Annotated in this window: 10 protein-coding genes and 4 tRNA genes; 5 read left to right on the plus strand and 9 right to left on the minus strand. The window is 54.9% G+C overall.

Features of this window, described 5'->3' with window-relative positions; all coding sequences use genetic code 11:
- Nucleotides 1-167 precede the first annotated feature (167 nt).
- Nucleotides 168-2,726, minus strand: a complete 2,559-nt coding sequence (locus tag P3C52_RS06455; RefSeq protein WP_275554356.1) for a class I adenylate cyclase — start codon at nt 2,724-2,726, stop codon at nt 168-170.
- A 289-nt stretch (nt 2,727-3,015) separates the two neighbouring features.
- On the opposite strand from P3C52_RS06455, the gene hemC reads away from it, so the two are divergent.
- The 5 genes from hemC to P3C52_RS06480 all read left to right on the plus strand — a co-directional run bounded on the left by hemC (nt 3,016) and on the right by P3C52_RS06480 (nt 8,019).
- Nucleotides 3,016-3,957, plus strand: coding sequence for a hydroxymethylbilane synthase (gene hemC, locus P3C52_RS06460; RefSeq protein WP_275554357.1), 942 nt, complete (start codon nt 3,016-3,018; stop codon nt 3,955-3,957).
- Nucleotides 3,954-4,694, plus strand: coding sequence for a uroporphyrinogen-III synthase (gene hemD, locus P3C52_RS06465; RefSeq protein WP_275554358.1), 741 nt, complete (start codon nt 3,954-3,956; stop codon nt 4,692-4,694). The genes hemC and hemD overlap by 4 nt, the downstream gene beginning before the upstream one ends.
- A 23-nt stretch (nt 4,695-4,717) precedes the next feature.
- Nucleotides 4,718-5,854: a uroporphyrinogen-III C-methyltransferase gene (gene hemX / locus P3C52_RS06470; RefSeq protein WP_275554359.1), complete on the plus strand. Its 1,137-nt coding sequence runs from the start codon at nt 4,718-4,720 to the stop codon at nt 5,852-5,854.
- A gap of 2 nt (nt 5,855-5,856) precedes the next feature.
- Nucleotides 5,857-7,047, plus strand: a complete 1,191-nt coding sequence (gene hemY / locus P3C52_RS06475) for a protoheme IX biogenesis protein HemY (protein ID WP_275554360.1) — start codon at nt 5,857-5,859, stop codon at nt 7,045-7,047.
- A gap of 840 nt (nt 7,048-7,887) precedes the next feature.
- Entirely contained in the window at nt 7,888-8,019 is a 132-nt protein-coding gene (locus P3C52_RS06480) for a hypothetical protein (protein ID WP_275554361.1), read from the plus strand.
- 37 nt (nt 8,020-8,056) lie between these two features.
- Here P3C52_RS06480 and P3C52_RS06485 read toward each other — a convergent pair.
- The 8 genes from P3C52_RS06485 to wzxE form a co-directional block, all read right to left on the minus strand.
- A tRNA-Pro gene (locus tag P3C52_RS06485) sits at nt 8,057-8,133 on the minus strand.
- A 37-nt stretch (nt 8,134-8,170) separates the two neighbouring features.
- Nucleotides 8,171-8,257, minus strand: a tRNA-Leu gene (locus P3C52_RS06490).
- A gap of 16 nt (nt 8,258-8,273) precedes the next feature.
- Nucleotides 8,274-8,349 (minus strand) — tRNA-His (locus P3C52_RS06495).
- Nucleotides 8,350-8,408: 59 nt separating this feature from the next.
- A tRNA-Arg gene (locus tag P3C52_RS06500) sits at nt 8,409-8,485 on the minus strand.
- Nucleotides 8,486-8,737: 252 nt separating this feature from the next.
- A complete protein-coding gene (wecG, locus tag P3C52_RS06505; protein WP_275554362.1) occupies nt 8,738-9,466 on the minus strand; it encodes a lipopolysaccharide N-acetylmannosaminouronosyltransferase in 729 nt (242 codons plus the stop codon).
- Nucleotide 9,467: 1 nt separating this feature from the next.
- Nucleotides 9,468-10,832, minus strand: coding sequence for an ECA oligosaccharide polymerase (wzyE, locus tag P3C52_RS06510; protein ID WP_275554363.1), 1,365 nt, complete (start codon nt 10,830-10,832; stop codon nt 9,468-9,470).
- The gene (locus tag P3C52_RS06515; RefSeq protein ID WP_275554364.1) at nt 10,829-11,902 is read right to left on the minus strand and encodes a TDP-N-acetylfucosamine:lipid II N-acetylfucosaminyltransferase; all 1,074 of its coding nucleotides are present in this window, start codon (nt 11,900-11,902) and stop codon (nt 10,829-10,831) included. The genes wzyE and P3C52_RS06515 overlap by 4 nt, the downstream gene beginning before the upstream one ends.
- Nucleotides 11,899-13,149 (minus strand): lipid III flippase WzxE, encoded by a 1,251-nt coding sequence (wzxE, locus tag P3C52_RS06520; protein ID WP_275554365.1) that lies wholly within the window; start codon nt 13,147-13,149, stop codon nt 11,899-11,901. The genes P3C52_RS06515 and wzxE overlap by 4 nt, the downstream gene beginning before the upstream one ends.

Raw genomic sequence — 13,149 nt, forward strand, 5'->3', positions numbered from 1 at the left:
TGCTATGGCGGAAAAGCGTCCGCCGCCTCAGGCAAAATAAAGCAGGCGCGTATCAGTGCGCGTAAGACCTGTCTCGAAAGACAGATGAAATACAGGTGGGCCGGTTAAAAACCGACGCCGAAGCAGTTTCATGGAAAAGAAAGGTAAAGACGGCGGATCCCGCAGGCTTAGTACATCTGAAAGCGCTGCGGATAATCGTTGCTGTTGCTGTCCGGCAGATTGGCGCACAGCTGGGTCAGCGTCTGACTACGAAACGGAATGACCTGCGTGCGATCGTCTACTTTTACAATCTGGTAGAACTGCGGCAGGTTAAAGTTAACGAAGCTGGAACCGTAGGTAAAACGGTCGTGCGACGAGGAGTAGAAACGGCTGACATCGCGCACCAGCTCCTCTTTGCTGCCTTCGCAATGGTGATAAACCTCAATGCGGTTGGTTTCATCCAGAATATAGATGTTAAAGCCGCTGTCGTTATTCGTGTCTTCAAAGAAGAACTGAATAATCCCTTCGCTGGCATAGCCATTGACCACCGGCGGCAGCTGCACCTGTTCAGTCTCCACTTTGATAGAGAGCCCGTGCAGCTTGTTGTTGGAGATGGCGCCGTAAAATTCCACCGCGTTTTCCAGCTTCTGTACCGAAACGCCCAGACGCTCAAAGAACAGGCCCCAGGTTTGTCCGGCAACCCGCAGCGCCTTAAAGCGGCCCGGATCCTGGCGCGTGCTGGAAAGCCGCAGCTCAATGCACTCGGAGACCAGCTGCTGAACGCGCGTGCGGATCAGGCCACGCAGATGCTGGCTGTAACAGAACACTTCAACCGCATCGGGCGGCGCGGCGTCCTGGTGCATTTTGCCGAGAATGGTTTTTAACGCTTCCAGCATCGCCGGTTCGCCGTTGAAGTGCAGCGTACGTACTTCATTCCATGAGTTGCGATAGAGCAGATCGATACTGCCGATCAGACATTGCTGTTGCTGGCCGAAACTGAAGACATCCAGCTTACGGAAATCGAAATGAACCACCTGATTGCGGAACGCCGCCGTTGGGTCATATTCCAGGTTCACGATCAGCGCCAGATGCCGGATTTCGCACGGACTATAGAGCGCTTTCGCCGTCGGCGCTGGCAGCCGCAGCGGGAAATGGTGCGAAACGTCCGCGACCAGTTCCTGCAGGCGCGCCAGATCGCAGGTCTCGTTGCCTTTAATATGCAGCCGGGTTTTATCCGTCAGCAACCCGTTGAACCAGGCCCAGGCCACCAGCTTGTTCAGATAGCGGTTATATTCCAGCGGCTGATGGCTGATGATGGAGTTCATATCCGGCGCCTGGTTATAAAGATACCAGCCTGACCGGTTCGCGCGCCCGGCGGGCACGTGAATAAAGGTCAGATGCGTTTCGGAGAGATCCGGGGAAATCTGCGGGTTAACCAGCGTCACCTTGCCAGGCAGCGCTTCAAAGGCGGCATACAGTTTGCGCGTCAGCACGCCAATATCTTGCGGACTGGCGCTGACGCTTAAGTTGTTGCGGCGCGCGAAACGGATCAGGTTGCGATAGCTCTGCATCATCGCATCCAGCAGTTCATTGTGCGCTTCGCGCACGCGCTCGATTTTCCAGTCGGCACGGCTGTCGAGAATGGCAAGACGCGCTTCATCCCAGCCCCACTCGCTGACCAGCTGCGCCAGAATTTCGCGGCGCCAGCCGGAACGATGCGGACTACTTTCCTGCGACAGTTTTTCACAGACTTTCAGATAGAAGCAGCGGCGCACCAGATCGAGCCGGGCGTGATCGTCGATGCTGGTAAGATAATGCGTTACGCGCTCCAGCATCATGCAGTAGGGATCAAGGCCGAAGGAAACGATTTCGCCATCATGCAGACGCTGTTTACTATCCATCGCCAGCAGGCGCGTTTGCGGATATTCCCAGGAATAGGCTTCCAGCAGCAGCGTTTTCAATACCGCCTTGTAGGGCGAATCGATACTTTTATAGAGCTGCCACAGGCTGGCGCCAAAATACTCTTCGGCGGAGAGCGTACTCAGCCCGCCCAAATCGAGCCATTCATTCGGCGTCAGCACGCCCTGCGCATAGAGCGACATCACATAATCATCGTAATGCTCTTCTTCTTCGCCCGGCACCATATTCCACAGAATACGCTTGCCCGCCATGCGCACAGCGGTACGGTAAAACTCATCCAGCAGCAGGATATGCTGCGTTGAGCCGCAGTCTTCGCCGCCGAGGCTGCCGCTTTCATTATGGCGAAAGCGGTTTTCATCAATCAGGAAGAAGCTCACCTCAACGCCCATCGCCGCGCACCATTTCTGCAGCAGCTGGCATTTTTTCTGGAGCGCCAGACGTTCGTCGCTATCCAGCCATGACTGGTGGCAAACCCAAATATCTAAATCGGAGGTGCTGTTCTGCCCAACGGAAGAGGTACTGCCCATAGAATAGAGGCCGGTGATCGGCATCTCCCCTTTGGGCGGTAGGGCAATTGGCTGGCCTGATTTACGTTCGATATCATTCAGGTAGCGCTGTTGATTTTCATCAGACGTGTAAAAGCTGACGCCGAATGGAACGTTACCTTCAAGGTAGCCCGGCATCAAAGGATGATGATGATGTAATAGGGTTGGCAGCAGACCGTATACCTGCTGGAAAGCAGGGCCCATTGCAGCCAGTGCGCGATCGACACGCAACTGGTTAATGGCATCCAGTCTCTGTTTCAGTGTCTCAATGTAGAGGTACAAGACGTTTCGCCTGATTGTCCCAGTGCTTATAAATAACCCTGTTTCCGGGATCTGCCGCTTCATTTAAGAAATTTTCGGGCAGATTACTGCTGGAAACGTGATCAATCTAACACCTGGCAGATTGACCGTAAAGAAAGTTGCGCTACTTAACAGTTTAGCACGCTTTATCCACCGATCGATCTGTCCTGTCCCTTTTGCGCTTTCCTTTCCCGTTCAAAAATCGTGGAAACTGACAGCCTTCCTGTATCAATGATAGGATAATCAGTGAACGATCAAAACGGTATCAAGCATGTTAGATAAAATTTTAAGAATTGCCACCCGGCAGAGCCCGCTGGCGTTATGGCAGGCACAATATGTTCAGCAGCGCCTGATGGCCTGTCATCCAGGGCTGCGGGTAGAACTGGTGCCGATGGTGACGCGCGGCGATATTATCCTCGATACGCCGCTGGCGAAAGTGGGCGGTAAAGGGTTATTCGTCAAAGAACTTGAGCTGGCGATGCTTGAAAACCGTGCCGACATCGCAGTGCATTCGATGAAAGATGTGCCGGTTGCTTTCCCGGAGGGTCTGGGGCTGGTGACCATTTGCGAACGTGACGATCCGCTGGATGCCTTCGTCTCTAATCACTACGCTACGCTGGATGCCTTACCGCAGGGCGCTGTCGTCGGCACATCCAGCCTGCGTCGTCAGTGTCAGCTGGCCGAGCTGCGCCCCGATCTGGAGATTCGCTCGCTGCGCGGCAATGTTGGTACGCGCCTGTCGAAACTGGATGCCGGCGAATATGACGCCATTATTCTCGCCGCGGCCGGGCTTAAGCGCCTGGGCTTGCAGGATCGCATCCGCTATGCCATTCCCGCTGAGGTTTCCTTACCGGCCGTTGGCCAGGGTGCCGTGGGGATTGAATGCCGTCTCGACGATGAACAAACCATTATGCTGCTGGCGGCGTTAAATGATGACGATACCGCCACGCGGGTAAAAGCGGAGCGCGCGATGAATACGCGGCTGGAAGGCGGCTGTCAGGTGCCTATCGGCAGCTATGCGCTGCTTGAAGGCGATAATATTTGGCTGCGCGGCCTGGTCGGTTCCCCTGATGGCAAAACGATGGTTCGCGGTGAGCGTCGCGGCCCACGCAGCCAGGCGGAACAGCTGGGCATTTCACTGGCCGATGAATTATTGAATAACGGCGCCCGCGAAATTCTGCGCGACGTTTATCAGGGGAACCCTCCCGTATGAGCATCCTCGTCACCCGCCCTTCTCCCGCAGGCGATGAGCTGGTGACGCGCCTGTGTGCGCTGGGCCACACCGCCTGGAGCTTTCCTTTAATAGAATTCACGCCTGGCCGCGAGCTGGCGCAACTGCCTCAGGCACTGGCGGCACTGGCCCCAGGCGATCTGGTTTTCGCCCTTTCCCAGCACGCTGTTGAATACGCGCAGCCGCTTATGCGCCAGGCGAGTTTACCCTGGCCCGCTACGCTGGACTATTATGCTATAGGGCGTACCACCGCTCTCGCTTTGCATCGCGCGAGCGGGCTGAATGTCGCCTGGCCGCAAGAGGGCGAAACCAGTGAAATGCTGCTGCAATTGCCCGCGCTACGTCGGTTGAAAGGAAAAAAAGCGCTTATCCTGCGCGGCAACGGCGGCCGCGAGCTGCTGGGCGTCACGCTGACGAAGCGCGGAGCCGAAGTGCGTTTCCTTGAATGCTACCAGCGTTGTGAAAAATTTTATCATGGCCCCAGCGAAGGAAAACGCTGGCGCGACCGCGGCATTGATACGCTGGTGATCACCAGCGGCGAGATGCTGCAACAACTTCATCAGCTTTTTCCTGCGATCGATCGTGAGGATTGGCTGCTGGGCTGTCGACTTATTGTCGTCAGCGAACGTTTGGCTACCCTGGCCAGGGAACTTGGCTGGAAACGTATTACGGTAGCTGATGGTGCTGATAACGACGCGCTGCTGCGCGCGTTACAATAAACTTGAAAATGGGATGTGCCACAATGACGGAACAAAAAGATTCCTCCGCCATGGTTGAAGAGACTACGCCTGCGGTAGAAACCAGGACGCCGCCGACAAAAAAGCCTGCACGTAAATCAGGCCAGGCCGGCACTGCGCTGAGCGCGCTGGCGATTGTGATTGCGCTAGCGATTGGCGCCGGGCTGTGGGTAAATGCGCATCATCAGGCGCAGCAACAGGCTCAGGTCAGCCAGACGCTAAGTGAACAGCTCAACGCGCTACAGCAGCAAAGCGAGCGCGAAAAAGAGCAACTAAAACAGCAGATCGCTACGCAGAGCAGCGAACTGCAAACCGTGCGCGAACAGCAGGCGGCGCTGAGCAACCAGCTGAATCAGTTAAATGAAAAAGTGGCCACCATTTCGGGCAACGATGCGCGTACCTGGCTGCTGGCGCAGGCGGATTATCTGGTAAAACTGGCGGGACGCAAGCTGTGGAGCGATCAGGATGTCACCACGGCGGCAGCGCTGCTGAAAAGCGCCGACGCCAGCCTGGCGGACATGAACGATCCCAGCCTGGTGCCGGTGCGTCGGGCGATTACCCAGGATATCAGCAATCTGGCGGCGATTAGCCAGGTTGACTATGACGGTATTATCCTGAAGCTAAATCAGCTCTCTAATGGTGTCGATAATCTGCGTCTGGCAGACAACGATAGCGATAATGCGCCGATGGACGCCGACAGTAATGAACTTACCTCTTCGCTGCGCGAATGGCGTCAGAACCTGGTCAAAAGCTGGCATAACTTTATGGATGACTTTATTACCATCCGCCGCCGCGACAATACCGCCGAGCCACTGCTGGCACCGAATCAAGATGTCTACCTGCGCGAGAATATTCGTTCACGCCTGCTGATCGCCGCACAGGCGGTGCCGCGCCATCAGGACGAGATCTATCGTCAGTCGGTAGATACCGTCTCGACCTGGGTTCGTGCCTGGTTTGATACCAGCGATGCCAGCACCAAATCATTCCTGGCGCAGCTTGACGATCTGAGCCAGCAAAATGTTTCAATGGAGATCCCGGAGGCGCTGGAAAGCCAGCCGCTGCTCGATAAGCTGATGCAAACGCGGGTGCGTAACCTGCTGGCGCAGCCCGCTGAACCGGCACAGCCGCAGCAGGGAGAGTAACAATGCTAAAAGTCTTTGTACTGTTCCTGTTACTTATCGCTGGTATCGTGATTGGCCCGATGATTGCGGGCCATCAGGGTTATGTGCTGATCCAGACCGATAACTGGAATATCGAGACCAGCGTCACCGGTCTGGCCATTATCCTGATCATATCGTTGCTGGTTATTCTTGCCGTTGAGTGGCTGCTGCGCCGTCTGTTCCGTACCGGCGCCAAAACGCGCGGCTGGTTTACTGGGCGTAAACGTAATCGCGCCCGCCGTCAAACGCATCAGGCACTGGTGAAGCTGGCGGAGGGCGATTATCGTCAGGTGGAAAAGCTGCTGTCGCGCAATGCCGACCATGCTGAACAGCCGGTGGTCAATTATCTGCTGGCGGCAGAAGCGGCGCAGCAACGCGGCGATGAAATGCGCGCTAATCAGCATCTGGAACGCGCCTCAGAGCTGGCCCATAACGATCCCATTCCGGTAGAAATTACCCGCGTGCGTATTCAGCTGGCGCGTAATGAAGATCACGCCGCCCGGCACGGTATTGACCGTCTGCTGGAAGTTGCGCCGCGCCATCCAGAAGTGCTGCGCCTGGCGGAACAGGCTTATGTTCGTACCGGAGGCTGGGGTGCCCTGCTCGATATTCTGCCCGCGATGGAAAAAGCGCAGGTTGCTAATGAAGAGCAGATTAAAGCGTTGCGTCAGCAGGCGTGGTTGGGCCTGATGAACCAGGCGATGGCGGAGCAAGGTAGCGAAGGTCTGAAACGCTGGTGGCAAAGCCTTAACCGTAAAACCCGTCATGAGACTGCGCTTCAGGTCGCAATGGCAGATCATTTGATTGCCTGTGACGATCATGATACCGCGCAGGAGATCGTGCTGGATGGCCTGAAACGTCAATATGATGAACGCCTGATTCTGCTGATGCCGCGCCTGAAAACCGGTAATCCAGAGCAACTGGAAAAAGCGCTGCGTCAGCAGATTAAGCAGCATGGCGCGACGCCTCTGCTTTACAGCACGCTGGGGCAACTGTTGATGAAGCATGGCGAATGGCAACAGGCTTGCGATGCTTTCCGGGAAGCGCTGAAACAGCGGCCAGACGGCTTTGATTATGCCTGGCTGGCGGATGCGCTGGATCGTCTGCATCATCCTGAAGAGGCTGCGCAGATGCGTCGGGAAGGCTTATTGCTGACGCTCAAAAATAATCGCTAATACAAGCAATGCAAGAAGCCGGGGCGACCCGGCTTTTTTGTGCCTGTCATTTAACAAGATTCAGCAGTTAAGTTTGAGATTATAAAACTGTGGGCTGTGGGCTGTGGGCTGTGGGCTGTGGGCTGTGGGCTGTGGGCTGTGGGCTGTGGGCTGTGGGCTGTAAAATTTTGATATCTGGGATCGTCGCTTTCAACATTGATCGCTGTTTTTGCCTGGAAGTTTGCTGGCTAATATGGCTCAGATCCCGTGCAACAGCTCATTTTTACCAGGCGCAGATAAAAAAACACCTGCCTAAAGTGGGCAGGTGCAAAGATCAGGTCGGTAAGACAACCGGATTGGTACCCGACTCAACGTAGTGCCCTTAAACTCCAATAAAGCGAACGATATTGGCTGGCTGGACAACAGGTACCCTAATTTGGCTCTGCATCATTCCTGAGTTTATGAGGCCGAAGCGAACATAAGAGGTGGAATGAGCATCTACGCGTATATTATTGCACAAGCTGTGCCAGGCTGCGCTTATTCTGAAATTAATTTTTTATCTTATTGGATTTAATAGATAATCACCCGCAGCACCATTTCGTCGTGTTAGCGCTTGTCGCTGCCCGGCAACAATACTGATTCTCTTTGTCGCTAACTTGAGACAGGCTAAACCCCCTGGCGGAAATCCTATATTTATCATTGATATAAATGTCTCCAGCTTGAGACAAACTCTAAGCGAAGCGCAAGAACCATGGAGAGTTAATCTGACTTTACACAGAATATGGCAGAAATAATGAAACGAGATACAGAAGCCAATGGATAACTACAGCAAACATTGAGAGAACAGCAGCAAAAAACGTTTTGGCGACCGAAGGATATGAGGAAGAAGCAGAAGCAGAAGCAGAAGCAGAAGCAGAAGCAGAAGCAGAAGCAGAAGCAGAAGCAGAAGCAGAAGCAGAAGCAGAAGCAGAAGCAGAAGCAGAAGCAGAATAACAGATACAAAAAAACCTGCATACGCAGGTTAATAAGATGGTCGGCGAGAGAGGATTCGAACCTCCGACCCACTGGTCCCAAACCAGTTGCGCTACCAAGCTGCGCTACTCGCCGACATAATGCTCTTATCTTACTTACTCTTTCTTTTTCCTGGTGCGAAGAGAGGGACTTGAACCCTCACGTCCGTTAAGACACTAACACCTGAAGCTAGCGCGTCTACCAATTCCGCCACCTTCGCATGTTCCAGCAAAAGTTGGGGTGGCTAATGGGACTCGAACCCACGACAACTGGAATCACAATCCAGGGCTCTACCAACTGAGCTATAGCCACCATTACTTCTTACTACTAACGCGGTAAATGTTACCACCGCAGCTCTTGCGTCCAATTAATGGCGCGCCCGACAGGATTCGAACCTGAGACCTCTGCCTCCGGAGGGCAGCGCTCTATCCAGCTGAGCTACGGGCGCGTAGCGCCGTTGCGGATGGGGATACTACGGATTTGCACCGTAGCTGTCCAGTGCTTTTTTAAGAAAAAAACGCGTTTGATTACGCTTTGTGCATTCCGTCTAAACAAACGCCATTTTCGCCCGACAAGCGGATAAAAACCATCCGTTTAGCGCTTTACTCAGAAAAATGTAGCTGATGAGCAAGCTACAACAGTGATACATCGCGGTCAGCTTTTGCAGTCGACCGCGAAATTACAAGCGCCGATATCGGCTTTACAGCTGGCCGCGATAGTAATAGCCCAAAAATTTTATCAGCCGTAGCTGTCGGCGCAGACGGCTGGGCTGGCTTAACAAGCGATAAAGCCATTCCAGCCCCAGGCGCTGCCAGATAAGCGGCGCACGCTTTACATGTCCGGTAAACACATCGTAAGTGCCGCCGACGCCCATATAGAGCGCCTGCGGACAGACCTGTTTGCACGCCTGCATCAATAACTCCTGCTTCGGCGATCCCATCGCCACCGTCACAATCTGCGCTCCGCTGGCTGCCACGCGCTGAAACAGCGCTTCGCTCTCATCAGCGTTAAAGTAGCCATGCTGCGTACCGACGATATTGACCTGCCACTGTTGACGCAGCTTCGCTACCGTTTCTTCCATGACCTGCGGTTTGCCGCCGATTAAAAATACCGGGATGTTCATCTGACCCGCGCGCGCCATCAGCGCTTCCCAGAGATCGGCGCCGGCGATACGCGTGACCTGCGCGTTGGGATACTTTTTACGGATAGCGCGAACAATGCTGATGCCGTCAGGATATTTAATTTCTGCCGCATCAATCAGCTGATGCAGCGCCGGATTCTCCTCATAAGCCAGCACTTTTTCCGCATTAATTGCGACCAGCGTACCGCTACGCGCGCGGCCGTTCGGGCAGAGGTAGTCGAGACATTCCGACATCCCGGAAAAAGCGTGCAGATCGATGCCGCGAATCCGGTACTGGGGCACATCCATATTAATAATCCTCACATCTTTCCGGCGTTGCCGACGTTAAGGCCCTGCCCCGACGCGCCCGAATTAAACCGGCGCTGTCCAGCAGCCAGAACAGCAGCTTAGCGAGCAGTACGCAGGCGCCGAAAATTAAACAGAAAAAAACCACGCGGCTGACAAATGCATCCAGCCCTTCACGCGCCAGCACAATCATGTTGAACACCGCGCCAAAACAGAAGCTTTGTAAAATGGCGGACTTATAGCGGTTCGAATGCTGTTTGCCGCGTTCATAGATCCAGTCAAACCATTTAATAATCAGCCCAACCGCTACCGCACCAAGCGGTATAAAGGCTGCGCCACCCATTACCACCAGCGATCCCAGTAAGGTAGGCGAAATCGCCAGCCCTGAATGATTATCCAGCACTTCCCAGGTGAAGTAGTTCGCGCTATTCAACACCAGCGAAGGGCGACCGGGCCACAGCCAGCTGGGAATGAAAACATAAAAATCCCGGACAATCGGTGCCAGTCCCTGGAAGTGAATGTTGTCGTAGTTTTGCAGCAGCAACGCCAGATTTTCCCAGGGCGAAAAAGTATCGCGCGTCAGATAAAGAAAGGTGTAAATCGCCTCTGCGCCGCTGACGTCCAGGTTATAGCGCCGTAGCGCCAGCCAGAACATCCCGACGATCCCAAACGCACCGGCCGCCGCCAGCATCCACAGCGTGATCCAGCCGCGAATAATGCCGATAAACAGAAACAGGGCAAAGGCGATAATAATATTGGCGCGCGTGCCGCCGACGATAGCGTAGGTCAGCAAGCCAAAGCCTACGGTGCTGGCAAGGAAAAAAAGCCAGGCACGTCGTCCTGGTTTCAGGAAATAGACCACCAACATCGCCGGAATAAAGAAGTAGAAGAAGCGTTTAAGCGCTACGCCGGATACCTCGCTGGAAAAAATATCCCGATAGGCATGCAGGCGGAACAGCAGGAAGCCGTTATGGAGAAAGAAGATCGCCACGGTAACCAGCGCCAGCAGCGCCAGAATGCCCCAGATCAGATGCGCCTCAACCCTGTTCACCGTAAACAGGCCGCGTTCGTTATCTGGTCGACGCGCCCGCAGACGCGTTTTATAGCTCACATAATAGATAGCGTAAAAGCTGCTGGCGGCGAGCAGCGCTTCCAGCAGGTATTCTGGCGGCACCACGGCGACATCAAAGCGGAAAACCAGCAGGCAGGTCAACGGGAAGCCGAAATAGAAGGTCAGTAAAAATAGCAGCGAGAAAAAGACGTTGAAGTTAAAGCGCACCCGGCGGAACTCGCGCCACGTCAGCGTCAGAATAAAGCCCAGCGACACCAGCCAGACCAGCAGCAGGCCGCCAAACTGTGCAAGGCTCATAGCGATTCTCCTTCAGCCAGCGTTAACGCCTGTTGCCAGCCGCTGACAAAAGCGGGATCAAAAAAGGCGATACGGCTTTTATCCATGCTGGTCAGCTGCCGACGCGCCCGGTCCACTATCTCCAGGCTCATCGCATCATTATCAAACAGCACCGGCAACTGCTGCTCCGCCATATCCTGCCAGAACGGATTCTTCCGGTTTAGCACCACCGGGACATTAGCCTGCATCAACAGGCAAAGCGTGCCGATACCCTGCTGACGCTCAAAAACAAAATAGCCTAAATCGCAGTCGGCGAGCAGTTGCAGATAATCATCAAACGCCATTTTATCAGTCAGCAGTACGGCCTGGCCGTTGGGAAACAGGCTTTGCGCCGCAGCACTCACCTGGCTGACGTAAGCCTGATTATTTTCCGGGTAGCCGAGCGGCACCATGATTTTGATATTTTCACCAAACTGCTGGCGGATAGCCTGCAGCGCAGGAAGGTGGCGGTTGCTGGGATCGCCGGAGTTGCCCAACAGCAGCGTAAAGGTTTTATCCTGCCGCTGGCGTTCCGGCATCGACTGCTGCATACGCGTCGGAAAATAGAGCAGCGAAGCAGGCACATTCCGATGCCGCTGTTGATAATGGCTAATATCGCCGCGGGTGGCGAAAAGATGCGCTACTCGTCCCTGCGCCAGGCGACGCAACTGATAAAACAGGCGGAACTTCAGGCTGCGCGACTCTTCATACAGGTCGGCGCCCCAGACGTGCCAGTAAACCTGCGTGCGCCGCAGGCCGCCATTCAGCAACGCCAGCCACAGCCAGGGGTTAAACTGCCCATGCAGGAAGAAACGGGTTTGCCGATCGCGCGCGTGCGCCAGCACGGCCTGCGCCAGCGCTTTTTTGCTGGCGAAGCGTTGCACCTGCAAAGCAGGCCAGGCTGCCGGGAGCGTCTCATCCTGACTGACGACCATAAAGGTACGCGGCGTATGGCTCGGCTGCACGACGCTCATCACGTCATTAAAAAAGCGCAGAACCGTCTGGTTATGATGCGGAATATCCGAACCCAGTACATGAATCAATGTCGTCATACTCTTCGGCGATAGATCAAAAAGGCGCATAAACAGAGCGCAAAATAGACAATATAGGTAGCCATATACGCCTGCGCCGCGCCGGTGGCGCCTGAAAGCGGAATTAACCAGCGGGAGAAAGCGGTGAGCAATATAAACTGGCTAAGCTCGGCGGCAATATAAAAACGCAGTGAAGCTTTCGCAATCACCAAATAACCGAAAACGTAGGCGCCTACTTTCAGCACGTCACCCACCAGCTGCCAGATAAACAGATCGCGCATACCCTCGAAGCGGCTGGAAAACAGCAGCCAGATCGCCACATCGCGCAGCAACCAGACGCAAAAGCCCACCGCAGCCACCGCAGGCAAAACAAAGCGCAGCGTGCGGAAGATTTCACGTGAGATTTCCGTTTTTGAATTCAGGCGCGACAGCGTCGGCAACAGCCAGACGCTAAAGGTGGCTGTAATAAACTGTAGCCAGGCGTCGGAAATGGTCGTCACGCCCTGCCACAGCCCAACTTCTTCCCAGCTGTAGCGTGCCGCCAGCAGGTTACGCATCATCATCCAGGCGACAGGCAAGGTCGCGGAGGTGATTAACGCCATCAGAGTAAACTTCGCCAGTTGGCGGGCCAGCTCGCCCTGCCAGCGCGGCAACAGTGCGCGCAGCGGTAAATGATCGCGCTTTATCAGCAACAGCAGTGCCGGGATGGCAATCAGCGCCGGAACCAGCGCCAGCCCAACCAGCGCCCCGCTGTAGCCGCCCAGCCAGTAACAGATAACATAGCCGATGACGCCGATTACGCTGCCCACCATCAACGACAGCGCATTGCCCATCGCATCGCGAAAACCTTTCATGATCGCCAACGCCAGATTGGCCCAGGCAATGCCCATCTGTAAAAAGGCAACGATGCGAATAACCTGCTGATAGCGATCGTGACCAAATAACGCCTGGCTGATGGGCGCTGCCGCCAACAGAAAAACGATTGCCATCAGCGTGGAGAAGCCCAGCACCATAGCGGAGGCGGTACCGGTCACAGCGGCTAACTGCGCAGGCTGCTGTTGATACTGCGCGATATATTTGGTCACGCCGTTAAAAATGCCGGCGCCCGCCAGCACGCCCAGTACGGTAATCAGCTGACGAAAGTTGCCGGCCTGTCCAACGCCTTCCGGGCCAAAGCTGACGGCCAGCAGCTTGACCACCAATAAACCGGCCACAATTTTTACCAGCGTAGACGCCGCCGTCCACACCGAAGCTTTAGCTAATGACAT

The sequence above is a fragment of the Mixta sp. Marseille-Q2659 genome, from assembly GCF_940807255.1.
Taxonomy (GTDB): domain Bacteria; phylum Pseudomonadota; class Gammaproteobacteria; order Enterobacterales; family Enterobacteriaceae; genus Mixta.